We start from the raw sequence: 16,908 nt of genomic DNA on the forward strand, positions 1-16,908 counted from the left end.
GTTCCAGTTCGGGTGGGTCCAGTGGTGGTGCGAGCGGTGGTTCGAGTTCCGGTGGTTCCAGTTCGGGTGGGTCCAGTGGTGGTGCGAGCGGTGGTTCCAGTTCCGGTGGTTCCAGTTCGGGTGGGTCCAGTGGTGGTGCGAGCGGCGGTTCCAGTTCCGGTGGTTCCAGTTCCGGTGGTTCCAGCTCTGGCGGTTCCAGCTCAGGCGGCGCGAGCGGTGGCGCCAACGGAGGAACGAGCAGCGGCGGAACGAGCAGCGGCGGAACAAGCAATGGTGGGTCCTCGTCCGGCGGTCCCTCGTCGGAGCCGTCCAAGCCTTCGGAAGACCCCGACAAAGATCCTGACGACGAGCCCGAGGAGAAGCCCAAGGAGGACTGCGACAACACCAAGGCCGTCGGCTTCCCCACGGTGATGTACGCCGGATCCACCGGTCATCTCATTCTGGCGACTGGAGCCAGGCCCACCCCCGACGCGCACGCCGCGCAGGACCTGGTGGACAAGCTGGCGGCCGCCTCGAAGGCGGTCGGCGGCGCCGCGGTCCCCGGTTACGACACGTACCAAGAGGCTGAAGAGGCAGCCAAGGCGGCTTTCGGCGATGAGTGCCCGAACAAGGATGAGGAAACCGACCACAACGACCTCGACAAGGCCGGGAGCGACAAGGACAAAAACCCGGTCCTGGACCCCTTGCACGCGCTGGACGGTATCCCGACGTATACGCCGGGACCCGCCAAGAGCAAGGATTGGGCCCGGGAGGTCGAGGAGATCGCCAAGAAGAACCCGCTGACCGAGAACTTCACGGCCCAGGACGCGCTCGTCGTCGCCAACTACACCGGTAGTTGGGCCGCCGACCTCAACAGGTACCTGCGCGGCGGAAAGGTGCCCGGATCGTTCAAGAACCCCGAAGCCAAGGTGAAGATGATGGACGAGGCGCTGAGCCATCTGCCGCCGGTGCCCGATCTCACCGTCTACCGGGGCACGTTCATGCCGGAGAGCGTCCTTGAGGGGCTGATCGACGGCAACGAGGTCGGCTTCCCCGAGTATCTGAGTACGTCCACGGACCTCGGCAAGGCGGAAACCGCCCTGGACCGGGCCAACGGAGGGGGCATCAAGGGGGAGAAGGTGCTGCTCGAAATCGAGACGAGCAACGGCCGCAACGTCGACCCGCTGTCCCGCTACCGGGGCAAGGAGTCGGAGGTCCTCATTCCGCGCGACGGGAAGTTCACGATGACGAGCCAGGAGACGCGCGTCATCAACGGCAAGGAAGTCAAGGTCATCAAGGTGACCCAGACGGGCTGACGGTGACGGGCCGGCGCCGCGCCCCGGGCCAGTGCGGAGCTCACCGTACGCGCTGAAGCCGCACACTTACCCGTAGGTAACAAGGGCGGTACGGTGACGCGGACCGACCGACCGACAACGGAGGTACGACGCATGCGGATCGCGACCACGATCTTCCTCACCGACGAGACCATCACCCCTGTACGGCTCGCGCGGGAGCTGGAGCAGCGCGGCTTCGCCGGTCTCTATCTGCCCGAGCACACCCATATCCCCGCCGAGCGGACGTCGCCGTACCCGGCCGGGGGCGAACTCCCGCGCGAGTACGGCCGTACGCTCGACCCCTTCGTGGCCCTCGGTCAGGCCGCGGCGGTCACCGAACGGCTCGGTCTCGGCACCGGCATCACGCTGGTCGCGCAGCACGACCCGATCGACCTGGCGAAGCAGATCGCGACCCTGGACCACCTCTCCGGCGGACGCTTCACGCTGGGGGTCGGCTTCGGCTGGAACAAGGAGGAGGCCGCGGACCACGGGGTCGAGTGGTCGACGCGCCGCGCGCTCACGGGCGAGCGCCTGTCGCTGATGCGGGCGCTGTGGGCCGCCGAACCGACCGCGTACAAGGGCGAGTTCGGCTCGGTGCGGGCGAGCGTGGCGTTCCCGAAGCCGGTACGGGGCAACCCCCGCACTCTGATCGGCGGCGCGGCGGGCCCGAAACTCTTCGCGCAGATCGCCGAGAGCGCCGACGGCTGGCTCCCGATCGGCGGCCGGGGCCTGACCGAAGCGCTCCCGGCGCTGCGCACGGCCTGGGAGGAGGCGGGCCGCGCCCCGGAGGCCCTGCAGATCGTGCCGTACGCGACGCTGCCCAGCGAGGGGAAGCTGGCGCACTACGCGGAGCTGGGCATCGAGGAGGTCGTCCTCCAACTGCCCCCGGCCGGCGAGTCGGAGGTCCTGCGCGTACTGGACGCGTACGCCGCGTACGTGTGACGCGGGGGCGCGGCCGACGGGGACTCAGGACGAGGACGTACCGGGACCCGGGTCCCCGTCCCCGGCCTCGTCTCCGTCCCCGTTCTCACCCAGTTCGGCGAAGTGGTCGAACTCCCCGGCCATGACGCCCTTCACGAACGCCTCCCACTTCACCTGGTTCGTGGTGACGATGTTGTCGGGGTCGCTGGTCTCCCGGAGATGAATGAGATCCCCGGCCCCGGCGGCCACCTCGATCCAGGGCCCGGGCCCCTCGTCGCCCTCGGGGGCGGCACGGACCCATTCGAGACCGGTGGGAATGTCAGCCATGGTGGTCGGACTCCTTGAGTGAGCGGAGGAACCTGGCCCAGGTGGCCGGGTCGGTCGCCAGTATGGTCTGTGCGGGGTCGGCGGTCTCGGTGAGCTGTATCGCGGAGCCGGGCGTCGCGGCAACGCTCAGACAGGCGTCGCCCTCACCGCAGTACGACGACTTCTGCCAGTGGTCCGTGGCCATGAGCGGTCCTTTCGGTCAGAGCTGCTGAGCGATGGAGTGGATGAAGTCCCGGGATTTCGCCGGGTTGAGCGCGACGGCTTCCATACGGCCGAGGAGCGTCCGGTATTTCTGGAGCTGTGCCCTGGCGTCCAGAAGAACGGAGCCGTGTGACTGGTCGAGATGTACGGTGTCGAGCTGCGGTACGGGACCGACGGCGTAGGCGACCGACTGCCCCGAGCCGGGATACGCGCCGGCGTCGAAGGGGATCACGCTGAGGGTGATGTGCTCGCGTTCTCCCATGGCGATCAGATGCTCCAGTTGACGCCGAGCCGTGGCCGCGCCCCCGAACTTCATCCGGAGCGCGGCCTCGTGGACGATCGTGGAATACCGGAGCGGATCCGTACGGTAGATGACGTCCTGCCGTTTGACCCGGTGCGAGACGCGGTGCTCGATCTGGGGCGGCGACAGCTCGGGCACCACCTGCTGGAACACCACCCGGGCGTGATCGGCGGTCTGGAGCAGTCCCGGGATGTGGGCCGTGTACGCGGTGCGGAGCGCGACGGCGTGGTGTTCGAGCTCGGCCAGGTCCAGCAGCCCGGCGGGCAGAACGCCCCGGTACTCCTCCCACCATCCGCGCGTCCGGTCCTGGGCCACGTCCACCAGAGCGGAGACGAAGAGCTCGTCCCGGCAGCCGTAGGCGACGGCCATCGCGCGCACGCGGTCACCGCCGACCCCGAACCGGGCCGTCTCGATGTTGCTGATCTGCCCCGGTCGCGTGCCGAGAAGCTCCGCGGCCGCGGTGGACGTCAGCCGTGCCCGCTCACGGAGTCTCCGCAGCTCAATACCCAGGCGCACGCGCCGCGCCGTGAGGTCGGGTTTGGCCGCCATCGCTCAACTCGCCTTCCGGGACGTACAAGGGGATCACTCACACGGGTGAGATCCGGGAGTATTACTTGGAACGCTATCAAGTATTCCTTTTTGGCGGTCTAGTCTCTGAGGCAGGCCACCGCCTGGAAGCACCCCGCTCGACGGAGCGACCTGGTCACCGGGCACCGCACCTCGCATCCCCACTCCTGGGTCAACCCCCTCCGCGATCGGAGACTTCCGTGCAAACCGTATCCCCGCACTGGGCCTACACGCTTCAACTCCCGCCCGATCCCCGCGCCCCCGGAATCGCCCGCGGCACCGTCCGCAGCGTGGTCAGGGCGCACCGGATGGACGAGGTGGCCGACACGGCGGAACTGCTGGCGAGCGAGCTGGTCACCAACGCGTACCGGCACGCGCCGGGCCCGTCCGCCCTGCGTATCCGCGCCCTGGAGCCGCACCGGCTCCGGGTCGGTGTCTGGGACAGCAGCCCCGAGATCCCGCCCCCGTTCAACGGCGGCCTCCTCACCCCGTCGCCGTCCGCCCCCGGGACGGAAGCCCTGCCGGAGTGCGGGCGCGGGTTACGGCTCGTACAGCTTTACGCCGACGACTGGGGCGCGTACCGCCTCGGCGGCGAGCGGTCCGGGCACCGGGGAAAGCTGCTGTGGGTGGAGTGCGTGCTCAAGGGCGGCCAGGACGGACCCGCCGGTCAGGTCAGGGGCGCGGCGTCCGCGCCCGGTGGGCGGAGCAGGAAGACGTCGACCGGGTCCTCAAACTCCAGGACGAAGCCGTGGCGCTCGTAGAGCCGGCGGGCCGCGCTGCCCTGGAGGACGTTGAGGCGGACGGGCGCGTTCCGGGCGTCGGCGCGCTTCAGCAGCGTGCGCAGGACGGCCGAGCCGAGCCCGCGGCCCTGGTGGCGGAAGGCGACGTAGAAGTGCTCCAGCAGGAGACCGCCGGAGGCGGGGCGGAGCGTGACGCAGCCGGCGACCGGTCCCGCTCCGGCGGTCGCCTCCGCGTCATCACCGTCGACGGTGATGACCGAGGTGTACTCCGTGGAGAAGGAGTCGCGCAGCCGCTGCCGCACCCGGTGCTCGTCGTACCGCCCGAGACGTTCCAGGTCGCCGCGCATGACTGCGGCCCGCAGCTCGGCCACCGGTTCCACGTCCGCCGCCGTGGCGGCCCGCAGCGCCCACGACGGCACAACGGGCGGTCGTGTCCCGACTCCGGTCGTGCCCGCCTCTGTCGTTCTCGTCTCCGCGTCCATGCCCGAAGTCTCGCAAACCGGTCGCCTGCCCCTTCACGCGCATGAGTCACGCACATGAATCACGTGCATCAGCGCTTCTATTCGTGTCCCGAGAGAGACATATGCCACCTCTTGTCACGCAACCAAGATCCACCCCGGCGCTCGTATGCTCGAAGCATGACGACGAGCGCACCGCAGGGCCCCGGGCCCGGACAGCCGACCGCCAACGGCATGCGCCGTGCCCTCAAGCGTGCCCGTGACGGTGTCGCGCTCGATGTCGCCGAGGCCGCCGTGCTGCTCCAGGCGCGGGGCGCCGATCTCACCGATCTGGCCGGGTCCGCCGCGCGGGTGCGGGATGCCGGGCTGGCGGCGGCCGGGCGGGCCGGGGTGATCACGTACTCCCGGAAGGTCTTCATCCCGCTCACCCGGCTGTGCCGTGACAAGTGCCACTACTGCACCTTCGTCACCGTGCCCGGCAAGCTCCGCCGCGCCGGGCACTCCATGTTCCTCTCGCCCGACGAGGTGCTGGCGATCGCCCGCCAGGGCGCCGAAATGGGCTGCAAGGAGGCGCTGTTCACCCTCGGCGACCGGCCCGAGGACCGGTGGCCCGAGGCGCGGGAGTGGCTGGAGGCGGAGGGGTACGACGACACCCTCGCCTATGTGCGCGCCATGGCGATCCGCGTCCTGGAGGAGACCGGGCTGCTGCCCCACCTCAACCCCGGGGTGATGTCCTGGACCGACCTCCAGCGGCTCAAGCCCGTCGCCCCGAGTATGGGCATGATGCTGGAGACCACCGCCACACGCCTGTGGTCCGAGCCCGGCGGCCCGCACCACGGTTCGCCCGACAAGGAGCCCGCCGTCCGGCTGCGGGTCCTGGAGGACGCCGGCCGGTCCAACGTGCCGTTCACGACCGGGGTGCTGATCGGCATCGGGGAGTCGTACGAGGAGCGCGCCGACGCCCTCTTCGAGCTGCGCCGGATCCAGCGCGCGTACCACGGCGTCCAGGAAGTCATCGTCCAGAACTTCCGCGCCAAGCCCGACACCGCCATGCGCGGCATGCCCGACGCCGAGCTGGAGGAGCTGGCCGCGGCCATCGCCGTGGCCCGGCACATCCTCGGCCCCTCCGCCCGTATCCAGGCGCCGCCCAACCTGGTCGACGCGGAGTACGCCCTGCTCATCGGTGCGGGCATCGACGACTGGGGCGGGGTCTCGCCGCTCACCCCCGACCATGTCAACCCCGAGCGCCCCTGGCCGCACATCGACGAACTGGCCGCGCGGACCGCCGAGTCCGGCTTCGAGCTGCGCGAACGGCTCACCATCTACCCGGAGTTCATCCAGCGAGGCGAACCCTGGCTCGACCCCCGCCTGATGCCGCACGTACGCGCCCTCGCCGACCCGGAGACCGGACTCGCGCGCGAGGGTGTCAGGCCGGCCGGACTGCCCTGGCAGGAGCCGGACGAAGGGTTCACCGCCACCGGGCGCACCGATCTGCACCGCACCATCGACACCGAGGGCCGCACCGCGGACCGGCGCGACGACTTCGACGAGGTGTACGGGGACTGGGAGGCGCTGCGCGAGGCCGCGGCGCCCGGCATGGTGCCCTCCCGTATCGACACCGATGTACGGACCGCCCTCGCGCAGGCCGCCGACGACCCGACGAAGCTCACCGACGGCCAGGCTCTCGCCCTGCTCCACGCCGACGGGCCCGCGCTCGACGCGCTCACCCGTATCGCGGACGAGCTGCGCCGCGACACCGTCGGCGACGACGTCACGTACATCGTCACCCGCAACATCAACTTCACCAACGTCTGCTACACGGGGTGCCGGTTCTGCGCCTTCGCCCAGCGCCGTACGGACGCCGACGCGTACACCCTCTCCCTCGACCAGGTCGCGGACCGCGCGCAACAGGCCTGGGAGGTCGGCGCCACCGAGGTCTGCATGCAGGGCGGCATCCACCCCGACCTGCCCGGCACCGCCTACTTCGACATCGCGCGCGCCGTGAAGGAACGCGTCCCCGGTATGCACGTCCACGCCTTCTCCCCGATGGAGGTCGTCAACGGCGCCTCGCGCACGGGCCTTTCGATCCGCGAATGGCTGACGGCCGCCAAGGAGGCCGGACTCGACTCGATCCCCGGCACGGCGGCGGAGATCCTGGACGACGAGGTCCGCTGGGTCCTCACCAAGGGCAAGCTGCCGACGGCCACCTGGATCGAAGTCGTCACGACCGCCCATGAACTGGGCATCCGTTCCAGCTCCACGATGATGTACGGCCATGTCGACCAGCCCCGCCACTGGCTGGGCCACTTCCGTACCCTCGCCCGTATCCAGCAGGAGACCGGCGGCTTCACGGAGTTCGTGACCCTGCCCTTCATCCACACCAACGCCCCCGTCTACCTGGCCGGTATCGCCCGCCCCGGCCCCACCGACCGGGACAACCGCGCGGTGATGGCGATGGCGCGGCTCCTGCTGCACCCGCACATCCCCAACATCCAGACCAGTTGGGTGAAGCTCGGCACGGAGGGCGCGGCGGAGATGCTGCGCTCCGGCGCCAACGACCTGGGCGGCACACTGATGGAGGAGACCATCTCCCGTATGGCGGGCTCCAGTTACGGTTCCTACCGCTCGGTCAAGGACCTGGTCGCCATCGCGGACGCGGCGGGGCGCCCGGCGAAGCCGCGCACGACGCTGTACGGAGAGGTCCCCGAGGAGCGGGTCAGGGCGGCGGCGGCATCGGACGGACACCTGCCGGAGTTGCTGCCCCTGCTGGCAGACTGAGCGCCGAAGGAGCCGCCCGGGAACCGGGCAGGACGGACACGGGGGAGTACGTACGTGGCGCACGCGCACGCGGAGTCCGGTCGACCGTCGATGGCCGAACTGATCGCACGCCGCCGCCGGTTCGTCGGCCGGGGCGCCGAACTGGCCGCGTACCGCGAGAACTTCGGCCACCCGCCCGACGACGAGCGGCACCGCTACCTGTTCCACGTCCACGGCAACGCGGGCGTCGGGAAGACCTCCCTCGTACGGGAGTTGGAGCGGACCGCCCAGGAGTGCGGCGCGCTGACCGCGTACGTGGACGAGTCCGTCAGCAGCGTCCCCGAGACGCTGGCCGCGATCGCCGAACAGTTCGGGCGGCAGGGGCACCCGCTCAAGCGGCTCGACCGGCAGCTCGCCACCTACCGGCAGCGCAGACACGAGGCCGAGTCGGCCGCCGCACCGGGCGGGGAGCCGCCCGCCGCCTCCGCCGGGTCCACCGCCGCGGTGACGGCGGGGATGATCGGGCTGCGGATGGTCCCGGTCGTCGGACCGTTCGCGGACGCGGTCGACCCCCAGCACCTCGCGGCGGGCGCCGACCGGCTCCGCGCCACCCTGAGCGCGCGCTTCCGCGACCAGGAGGATGTCCAGCTCGTCCTGAGGCCGGACCAGGTACTCACCCCCGTCCTGGTCACCGAACTGACCGGGATCTCCCGCGACATCCCCTGGATCGCGCTCTTCTTCGACACGTACGAACGCACCGCGCCCTTCCTGGACACCTGGCTGCGCGACCTGGTCAAGGCAGGCCGGTACGGGGACTTCCCGGGCCGCGTCGTGGTGACGCTCGCGGGCCAGCGCCCCCTCGACCCCGCCTGCTGGGGCGGGTACGGGGACTTCGGCACCAGCCTGCCGCTGGCTCCCTTCACGGCGGGGGAGGCGCGCACGCTCCTCGCCGCGAAACGGGTCACCGACGAGTCCGTCGTGGAGGAAGTTCTCCGGCTCTCCGGCGGCCTGCCCGTCCTCGTCTCCACCCTCGCGGAGAACCAGCCGACGGACCCGGACGACGTGGGCGACCCCAGCGCCACCGCCGTCGAACGCTTCCTCAAGTGGGAACAGGACCCCCTACGGCGCTCCGCGGCCCTCGCCTGCGCCCTGCCCCGCCGACTGGACGAGGACATCTTCCGCGAGGCCGTGCCCGAGGACGCGGCGGGGCTGTACGACTGGCTGCGGACACTGCCCTTCGCCCTCGGCAAGGACGGCGGGGTCGCCTACCACGGCGTGGTGCGCGCCCCCATGCTCCGCCTCCAGCGCACCCGCTCCCCGCGCACCTGGCGCGAACGGCACACCGCCCTCGCCGAGTCCTTCGCCCGCTGGCGCGCCGAGACGGAGACGGACCTGCCGAGGGACGAACGCTGGGAGAGCGCGGAGTGGCGCGCACTGCGCTTCGAGGAGACGTACCACCGGCTGTGCGCGGGCCCGCGCGGCGCGCTCCCCGGGGCGCTCAGGGACGTGGTCGAAGGCAGCCGCGAGAGCCCGGCGACGGCCCGCCGCGCGGCCCAGGTACTGGCGGAGGCGGGCGAGGACACCGGCGACGGGGTGGCCCGGGAGTGGGGGCGGCGGCTGGTGGCCGCGCTCGAAGACGAGGAGGAAGGGGTACAGGCGGCCGTTGGCCTGCTGCTCGACCGGGCGGGACTGGACAGCGGGGGCCGGGCGGTGGCGCACCGGGTACGGGCGGCGGAGCTGCGCGAGGCGGGCTCGTACGCGGCGGCCCTGGCCGAGTACGACCGGTCGCTCGCACTCGACCCGGAGGAGCCCAGGACGTACTACAACCGTGGCCGGACCCACCTGTGGAACGGAGATTACGAGGCTGCCCTGACCGACCTGCGCCGGGCCGACGAACTGGCCCCGGACACACCATGGGTCCTCGGCGTGTACGGGGAAACGCTTCGGCTCGTCGGCAGGAGCGAAGAGGCTGTCGAAGTGCTGGACCGTGCCGTCGTTCTCGATCCGACCCATGGCTACGCGCCGGCCTGTCGGGGCGTGGCCCATCACGTGCTGGGGCGGCATACGGCCGCTCTGGCGGACTTCGACCGGGCCTTGGAGCTGGACGACGCGTATCTGTGGGCGCTGGTCCGCAGGGCCCGGCTGCTGCGGGACATGGGGGAACTCGACCGGTGTTTCGCGGATCTGGACCGTGCGGTCGAACTGGCCCCGGACAGCGCCTGGATCGCCTCCGAGCGCGGGGACGCGTACCGGATGACCGACCGGAACGAGGACGCGGAAAGGGAGTTGACCCGCGTCCTCACGCTCGATGCCGATCGCGTCTCGGCGCTGGCGAGCCGGGGTTATGTCCGCCACCGGCTGGGGCGGCCCGCCGAGGCGCGCGCCGATCTGGACCGGGCGATCGAGCTGAGTCCGCAGTACGCCTGGGCGCTTGCGCACCGCGCCGGTCTGCGGCAGGAACACGGGGACACCAGCGGCGCGTTGGCCGACCTGGACCGCGCCGTCGAGGCAGAACCGGACAGCGTGTGGATCCGGCGGAAGCGAGGAGCGGCCCGGCGGGCCGCCGGGCTCCACGAGGAGGCGGTCGCGGATCTCACCGCGGTGCTGGAGCAACGAGCCGACGACGACTGGGCGCTCGCGCTGCGCGGCAGGTCCCACGGCGCCTGCGGGCGCCACGGCCAGGCCCTCGTGGACCTGGACCGTGCCCTGGAGATCGATCCGGAGAACCCGTGGCACCACTACTTCCGAGCCCGTACGGCACTGGCCGCGGGCCGCGCCGAGCAGTCCTGCGCCGGTTTCCTGCGGAGCATCGCGCTGAACCCGGACACGGACGGCGCGGACCCCGCCCGGCACAGAGCGGCGAACGTGAGCCTGCTGCTGGGCAGACCCGAGGAGGCGCTGCGGCTGCTGGACGAGCTGACCGCCACCGACCACGACGACCTGCCGGCCCGCTGCGAGGCGCTGCGCCGTACCGGACAGTGGGCCGAGGCGCTGGAGGCTGCCGAGCGGAGCGTTGCCGAGGAGCCGGTGTACGGCATGCTCCAGCAGGCCCTGACGGTGACCGTGGCGGAAGGAGCGGACGCCGGGGCCCCGCTCTGGCGGGAGCTGAAGCGGCGGATCGCGGAGGCCGCCGATCTGCCGGAAGAGATGACTGCGTACGGAGCCGCGCTGAGTACGGCCGCACTCGCGGACTGGGGAGTGCTGGACGCCTCGCTCGCCACTCTGCTCGCCAGGGACAACGAGTGGGACGACCTCGCACAACTGGCCTCCGACCTCGGAGAACTGCTGGACGCCCCCGGCATCGACACCGCCGCCCTGAGCCCCCGGCTCGCCCGGGTGGCCGCCGCCCGCGACGCGTTCGCCGCCCGCTGGGCGTAAACCCGGCACGTACCGAAGCCTCGCACCCGAGTACCTGAGCCTCGTCCCACCAGACCGAAGAGACCCGCCGCACTACTTTTGTCGGATGTCGCAGGCCGCCCGCGATCCGTACCGTCGTACGGTATGACAGCACCCCCGCCGACCGAGCCCGCCACCTCCGGCACGCCCGCCCCCGGACAGGCCCCGACCGCGCGCCTCGCGGATGTCGACGCGCTCCGCGGCTTCGCCCTCCTCGGCATCCTGATGGTCAACATCGCGTTCTTCGCGAGCGGTTACACCCTGCTGGACTTGCCCGACCCGGCCCGCGACGCGTGGCACGACCATCTGGCGTCCGGTGTGGTCCAGTTCTTCTTCGAGTCGAAGTTCTATCTCCTCTTCTCCTTCCTCTTCGGCTACAGCTTCACCCTCCTGCTCAACTCCGCCACCGCGCGCGGACTCTCCTTCCGGCCCCGCTTCCTGCGGCGGATCGGCGGGCTGTTCCTGATCGGCGTGGCCAACGCGGTGCTGCTCTTCTACGGCGACATCCTCGTCACGTACGCCGTCCTCGGCCTGCTGCTCTTCCTCGTACGCGGCATCCCGCCGCGCCGCGCGCTGTGGGTGGCCGGGATCGTCACCGGGGTGATCGTGTTCGTCCTCCTGGCGCTGGCCGTCCTCGTGGCCGTCATCGACGGCGCCTCCGCCGCCCCGACCGCCGCCGAACGGGCCACCATGCTCGCCGACGGGCGGGAGGCCACCGAGGCGATGCGGGGCGGGTTCGGGTCCGTCGTCGGGGAGCGGCTGGACTCGCTGTCGACCGCGTTCCCGATGATCCTCTTCTTCCAGGGGCCGCTGGCCTTCTCCGCGTTCCTGGTCGGGCTGGCCGCCGGCAAACACCGCGCGCTCGACCACACCGCCGCCGCCGACCCGGACGCGTACCGGCGAAAGCTGAGGCTCATCCAGCTCATCGGCTTCCCGGTCGGCCTCGCGGGATCGCTCGCCTACACCCTCGCCGCGGACGACAACCTCTTCGCGCCCGTCGCGCACACCGTCACCGCGCCGTTCCTCACCGCCGCGTACGCCGCCACGCTGCTGCGCGTCTTCCGCACCGCGCGCGGCGCCCGGCTGGGCGAGGTGCTGGCGCGGCCGGGGCGGATGGCGCTCACCAACTACCTGAGCCAGTCGCTGCTCTGCGGACTGATCTTCACCGGGATGGGGCTCGGTCTCGTCGGGCGGACGCCGTACGCCGCGATGATCGCCGTCGCGGTGGCGATCTTCGCCGTACAGGTGGCGTGGAGCGCCTGGTGGATGCGGCGGTTCCGGATCGGCCCGGTCGAGTGGCTGCTGCGCGCCGCCACGCACCTGGAGCGGCCCGCACCGCGCGTCTGAGTGCGCCCTCAACCCGCTGTCCCCGTTCGATTACAGTGCTGCGCAGTCGCGCGCGGGCACACAACGGGGCCCAACAGGGGAGGGGGACGTGTGAGCACACCGTCCGGAGCCGTCTGGGGCCGTGCCGAGCAGCAGGACTTCCGCAGCCGAGTACGGGGCGCACTGCTCGGCGGCGCCCTCGGGGACGCGCTCGGCGCCGGGGTCTCCACGCTCACCCTCGACGAGATCAGGGCCGCTCACGGAGGGGACGGCGTGGTCGACCTCGTCCCCGCGTACGGCCGGCGCGGCGCCGTCACCGCCTCCACCCAGCTCACCCTGTTCACCGTCGACGGCCTGATCCGCGCCCAGGTGCGCCGCGACACCGGCGCCTGGCATCCGCCCACCGACGTGCACCGTTCCCATCTGCGCTGGGCGGCGACCCAGCGCGACTGGGGGCCCGACCTGCGCCGCAAGGACAACGGGTGGCTCGCCCAGGAGGAGTGGCTGTACGTACGCCGCGACCCGACGATCTCCTGCCTCACCGGCTTCGGCGACCAGGTCATGGGCACCCTCGACCGGCCCAAGAACCCCATCGCACAGGACGCGGGCGCCCTCGTACGGTCCGCGCCGTTCGGGCTGCTCGTCGGGTGGGAGCCGCAGTTGGTCTGCCAGCTCGCGCTGGAGTGCGCCGTCCAGACGCACGGCAGCCCGGGGGCGTTCATCTCGGCGGGCGCCTTCGCCGTCATCGTGCACGAGGTGGCCCGCGGCGGCACCCTGGAGGCGGGCGTGGAGCGCGCCTGCGTGCTGATCGCGCCGCGCACCGGCCACGAGCCCGTCACCGCGGCCCTGCGGCAGGCGCTCGAACTCGGGCGCCAGGGCGTGCCGGGCCCCGAGCAGATCGCCGCGCTCGGCGACGGGCGCACCGCCGAGTCGGCGCTCGCCGTCGCCGTCCACTGCGCCCTGGTCGCCGAGGACGTACGCCACGGGCTGCGCCTCGCCGTCAACCACGACGGGCCGTCCGCCACCACCGGCACCCTCTGCGGATCGCTGCTGGGAGCCCTGCACGGGGAGACGGCCCTGCCGCCCGCCTGGCTGGCGGAGCTGGAGGGCCGGCCCACCCTGCTGGAGATCGCGGACGACTTCGCGATGGAGATGACCCAGGGGCCGGCGCTGCACAGCCCGGCGGTCACGGAGTCGGGGTGGCTGACCCGCTACCCGCGCGGCTGATCCCGCCGCCCTTCCCGCTCCCGGGGCCGTTCCCGTTCGCCTTACCGCCGTCCTTTCCGTTCGCGTCGCCCTCCCCGTCGGTCGCCTCGTGGCCGTCCCCGTCGATCCGCCCCAGCAGCGCGTCACGCTCCGGGGTGTCCTCCGGCTTCAGGAAGCCGATCACCACGTACAGCACCAGCGAGACCGCGAGCGGTACGGAGACCTGGTACTGGAGCGGCACACCGCCGTCCACGTTCCAGTTGATCGGGTAGTTGACCAGCCAGAACGCCAGCAGCCCCATCGCCCAGCTCACCAGCGCCGCCGTCGGGCCCGACCTGCGGAACGGCTTGAGCAGCCCCAGCATGAACGGAATCGCGATCGGCCCCATCAGCCCGGCCACCCACTTGATGACGACGGTGATGATGTCCTTGAACGTCGGCGAGTTGACCTGGGTGGCGATCGCCATCGACAGTGCCAGGAACGAGATCGTCGACAGCCGCGCCGCCAGCAGCCCCGCCCGGTCCGACCAGCCGCGCGCCGCGCGGGAGAGCACCGGCGCGATGTCCCGGGTGAAGACCGCCGCGATGGCGTTGGCGTCCGACGAGCACATCGCCATGGTGTGCGAGAAGAATCCGACGATGACCAGACCCAGCAGCCCGTGCGGCAGCAGCTGTTCGGTCATCAGGGCGTACGAGTCGGAGGCGTCCGGCTTCTGCGCCTCCACCAGCAGCGGCGCGCACCACATGGGGAAGAACAGCACCAGCGGCCACACCAGCCACAGAGCGGCGGAGAGCCGCGCCGAGCGCGTCGCCTCACGGGCGCTGGCCGTGGCCATGTAGCGCTGCGCCTGGTTCCACATGCCGCCGTTGTACTCGAAGGTCTTGATGAAGAGGAACGCCAGCAGGAACGTCACGGTGTACGGGCCCGCCGTCGGTTCTGCGTGGCCGTCGGGGAGCTTGTCCCAGACCGTCCACAGCGCGCTGAAGCCGCCGAGCTTGCCCATGACCGCGACGAGCATCGCGACCCCGGCGAAGAGCTGGATGACGAACTGGCCCAGCTCGGTGAGCGCGTCCGCCCACAGCCCGCCGACGGTGCAGTAGATGCCGGTGATGACACCGGTGATGAGGATGCCCTGGTTGAGGGAGATCCCCGTGAAGACGGAGAGCAGGGTGGCGATGGCGGCCCACTTGGCGCCCACGTCCACGATCTTCAGCAGCAGCCCGGACCAGGCGAGCGCCTGCTGCGTCCTCAGGTCGTACCGGTTCTTGAGGTATTCGAGCGGCGAGGCGACCCGGAGCCGGGAGCGCAGCCGGTTGAGCCGGGGCGCGAAGACCTGCGCGCCGATCCCGATCCCGATGGCGATGGGCAAGGACCAGGTCACGAACGAGGTGACGCCGTAGAGATAGGCGATGCCCGCGTACCCGGTGAACATCACGGCGCTGTACCCGGACATGTGGTGCGAGATGCCCGAGAGCCACCAGGGCATCTTGCCGCCCGCGGTGAAGAAGTCGCTGACATTGTCCACGCGCTTGTGCGACCAGAGCCCGATCGCGATCATGACTCCGAAGTACGCGACGAGCACGATCCAGTCGAGGCTGTTCATGTCACCCCTCCAGGGTAGGAACTGCTGCCGGATAAGCGAGTTCTGCAGACTGCAAGTGAGTGGGAGTGGGGCAGGGACATGTGGTGGTTCCGGGTTCTGCTCGGGCGGGGGTAGGCGGCGGTTGGGCTGAGCGAGTGACCTTTGGCTCGGTGTTTCGTTGTCCTGTTCGACACGGGATACCTGTGGCGTGCCCGGCATGGGAACCGGAAACGAGGGGAGTGAGGTGGATGGGCGAGCTTCGGGCGCTGGTGGCGCCGTTCGTCGTGCCCGGCCCCTCCGGTGTCGCGGTGCGTACCCGGCTGCGCCTGTCGGGCGTCGAGGAGCGGGTGCTGCGTGAGGTGGGCGGGTGGCCGGGGTCGTTGGCGTCGGGGGATCTGGCGGTGCGCTGCCGTGACGGCCTGGACCATGACGCTGGGCGCTGGGCGGTGCGCAAGCGGGCTTTGACAGGCCGGTCGTCGTCGCGGCGCGCCTGCTCCTGTCGGCGGACGGGGAATCGGGCAAACGGGACGGCAACGAGACCATCCGCATCACCGCCGAAGGGCAGGTCTCTCTCAGACTCCCCGCACCACTGGTGCACCTCGCCAATGCGCCGCACGGCCGGTTCATCCTTGAGCGGCCGGTGACCTTCCCGCACCGAGGTGCGGAGTGGGCCGACCGGATTGCCGAAAACAGGGCCGTCGCCTACACCCTGCACCACGACACCGAACGCGACCGCTGGTACGTGACCGCCGCCTGGCAGCGCAAGGACGTGCCCATCCTGCCGTTGGGTGCGGCGCTGGTGGCGGGCTGCATCGGGGTGGACATGAACGACGACCACCTCGCAGCCTGGCACCTCGACGCCCACGGCAACCCCGTCGGCGAACCACACCGCTTCCCCTACGAATTGACCGGCATCGCTCAGCACCGGGACGCGCAGATCCGCCACGCGCTCACCCGCCTCCTGCACTGGGCCCGCCGGTGCGGCGTGAAGGCGATCGCGATCGAGGACCTGGACTTCGAGGGGGAGAAGACCCGCGAGAAGCACGGCCGCCGCAAACGCTTCCGCCGGCTGATCTCGCGCTTCCCCACCGCGAAGCTCCGAGCCCGGCTGGTCTCCATGGCCGCCGAACATGACCTCACCGTCGTCGCGGTGGACCCGGCCTACACCTCCCGCTGGGGCGCCCAGCACTGGCGGAAGCCCCTCACCACCCCGCGACGCAGAACCACCCGACACGATGCCGCGAGCATCGCGATCGGACGGCGCGCCCAGGGACATCCGGTTCGGCGACGGATGGCACCGCCCCGCAGCGACCAGAGCGATCGTTATGGGCATCGGACCATCCAGGCCCCACCGGACATCCCCGGGCGTGAGGAGCCCCGCCCCCGCGTTCCCGGACCGCGGACACGATCCGTGCCGCCCGGACACGGAGCGAACGCGGGTATCCAGAACGCCCAACACCGTTCGGGGCGTTCGGCTGAGCACGAGTTCTGGCAACAGGACCCACTCCCGCTCGGTCTTTAGACACGGTCCGCCGGTTGAACATGGGAGCGCTTCGTCAGAGGGCGCGTTCCGGGTGGCGGTAACCCCGTGCGGGAGCGGGGACTTGGGGATTGAACCGCCTGCCGGGGCGGCGGGTCAAGGGTGCCGTTGGTCAAGGACGTGAACGCGGATCAGGAAGTCGAACAGTTTTGCCCGTTCTTGACCTTCCATGGCGTTGTCGTGACCGTGATCGCGCACACACGATGAGCGAGCACTTCGTCAGTGGGCTCCGGCGCTTCTGCCGCCGGGCCTCGTACGGAACGGAAACACCCG

Annotated in this window: 13 protein-coding genes and 1 pseudogene; 8 read left to right on the top strand and 6 right to left on the bottom strand. The window is 71.1% G+C overall.

All coding sequences use genetic code 11. From position 1 onward, the window contains the following. Positions 1 to 267: hypothetical protein (locus ACIQ7D_RS30565; protein WP_403943108.1), on the bottom strand; the 267-nt coding region annotated here is incomplete at its 3' end. A gap of 143 nt (positions 268 to 410) precedes the next feature. Here ACIQ7D_RS30565 and ACIQ7D_RS30570 point away from each other — a divergent pair. Together ACIQ7D_RS30570 and ACIQ7D_RS30575 are read left to right on the top strand one after the other, a co-directional pair. After that, the gene (locus ACIQ7D_RS30570) at positions 411 to 1,295 is read left to right on the top strand and encodes an ADP-ribosyltransferase (RefSeq protein WP_403943109.1); all 885 of its coding nucleotides are present in this window, start codon (positions 411 to 413) and stop codon (positions 1,293 to 1,295) included. 132 nt (positions 1,296 to 1,427) lie between these two features. Next, positions 1,428 to 2,255, top strand: a complete 828-nt coding sequence (locus ACIQ7D_RS30575; protein WP_403943112.1) for an LLM class F420-dependent oxidoreductase — start codon at positions 1,428 to 1,430, stop codon at positions 2,253 to 2,255. Positions 2,256 to 2,279: 24 nt separating this feature from the next. Here ACIQ7D_RS30575 and ACIQ7D_RS30580 read toward each other — a convergent pair whose 3' ends face one another. From ACIQ7D_RS30580 to ACIQ7D_RS30590, 3 genes are read right to left on the bottom strand one after another with little or no spacing between them, the layout of a single operon-like run. Next, on the bottom strand, positions 2,280 to 2,561 hold the full coding sequence (locus ACIQ7D_RS30580) for a DUF397 domain-containing protein (protein WP_403943115.1): 282 nt from the start codon (positions 2,559 to 2,561) through the stop codon (positions 2,280 to 2,282). Continuing rightward, a complete protein-coding gene (locus ACIQ7D_RS30585; protein ID WP_403943117.1) occupies positions 2,554 to 2,745 on the bottom strand; it encodes a DUF397 domain-containing protein in 192 nt (63 codons plus the stop codon). Before ACIQ7D_RS30585 ends, ACIQ7D_RS30580 begins: the two co-directional genes overlap by 8 nt. Positions 2,746 to 2,760: 15 nt before the next feature. Further along, positions 2,761 to 3,612, bottom strand: coding sequence for a DUF5753 domain-containing protein (locus ACIQ7D_RS30590; protein WP_403943119.1), 852 nt, complete (start codon positions 3,610 to 3,612; stop codon positions 2,761 to 2,763). 218 nt (positions 3,613 to 3,830) lie between these two features. Here ACIQ7D_RS30590 and ACIQ7D_RS30595 point away from each other — a divergent pair, with 218 nt between their 5' ends. Next, a complete protein-coding gene (locus ACIQ7D_RS30595; RefSeq protein WP_403943121.1) occupies positions 3,831 to 4,391 on the top strand; it encodes an ATP-binding protein in 561 nt (186 codons plus the stop codon). On the opposite strand, the gene ACIQ7D_RS30600 is transcribed toward ACIQ7D_RS30595, so the two are convergent. Next, a complete protein-coding gene (locus ACIQ7D_RS30600; RefSeq protein ID WP_403943123.1) occupies positions 4,298 to 4,852 on the bottom strand; it encodes a GNAT family N-acetyltransferase in 555 nt (184 codons plus the stop codon). The genes ACIQ7D_RS30595 and ACIQ7D_RS30600 overlap by 94 nt on opposite strands. Before the next feature lie 156 nt (positions 4,853 to 5,008). On the opposite strand from ACIQ7D_RS30600, the gene ACIQ7D_RS30605 reads away from it, so the two are divergent. From ACIQ7D_RS30605 to ACIQ7D_RS30620, 4 genes are all read left to right on the top strand, one after another. Next, complete coding sequence (locus tag ACIQ7D_RS30605) at positions 5,009 to 7,606, top strand: bifunctional FO biosynthesis protein CofGH (protein WP_403943125.1); 2,598 nt, start codon at positions 5,009 to 5,011, stop codon at positions 7,604 to 7,606. Positions 7,607 to 7,660: 54 nt separating this feature from the next. Next, positions 7,661 to 10,963 (top strand): tetratricopeptide repeat protein, encoded by a 3,303-nt coding sequence (locus ACIQ7D_RS30610; protein WP_403943127.1) that lies wholly within the window; start codon positions 7,661 to 7,663, stop codon positions 10,961 to 10,963. A 123-nt stretch (positions 10,964 to 11,086) separates the two neighbouring features. Then, positions 11,087 to 12,328: a DUF418 domain-containing protein gene (locus ACIQ7D_RS30615; RefSeq protein WP_403943129.1), complete on the top strand. Its 1,242-nt coding sequence runs from the start codon at positions 11,087 to 11,089 to the stop codon at positions 12,326 to 12,328. Between the two features lie 90 nt (positions 12,329 to 12,418). Then, entirely contained in the window at positions 12,419 to 13,534 is a 1,116-nt protein-coding gene (locus tag ACIQ7D_RS30620; protein WP_403943131.1) for an ADP-ribosylglycohydrolase family protein, read from the top strand. On the opposite strand, the gene ACIQ7D_RS30625 is transcribed toward ACIQ7D_RS30620, so the two are convergent. Continuing rightward, positions 13,494 to 15,116 (bottom strand): sodium:solute symporter family protein, encoded by a 1,623-nt coding sequence (locus ACIQ7D_RS30625; RefSeq protein ID WP_403943133.1) that lies wholly within the window; start codon positions 15,114 to 15,116, stop codon positions 13,494 to 13,496. The genes ACIQ7D_RS30620 and ACIQ7D_RS30625 overlap by 41 nt on opposite strands. 227 nt (positions 15,117 to 15,343) lie before the next feature. Between ACIQ7D_RS30625 and ACIQ7D_RS30630 the strand changes: the two are divergent. Then, positions 15,344 to 16,617: pseudogene (locus ACIQ7D_RS30630) on the top strand (transposase). Positions 16,618 to 16,908 lie beyond the last annotated feature (291 nt).

Origin of the sequence: Streptomyces sp. NPDC096310 (genome assembly GCF_044763125.1) — a bacterium.
Classification (GTDB): domain Bacteria; phylum Actinomycetota; class Actinomycetes; order Streptomycetales; family Streptomycetaceae; genus Streptomyces.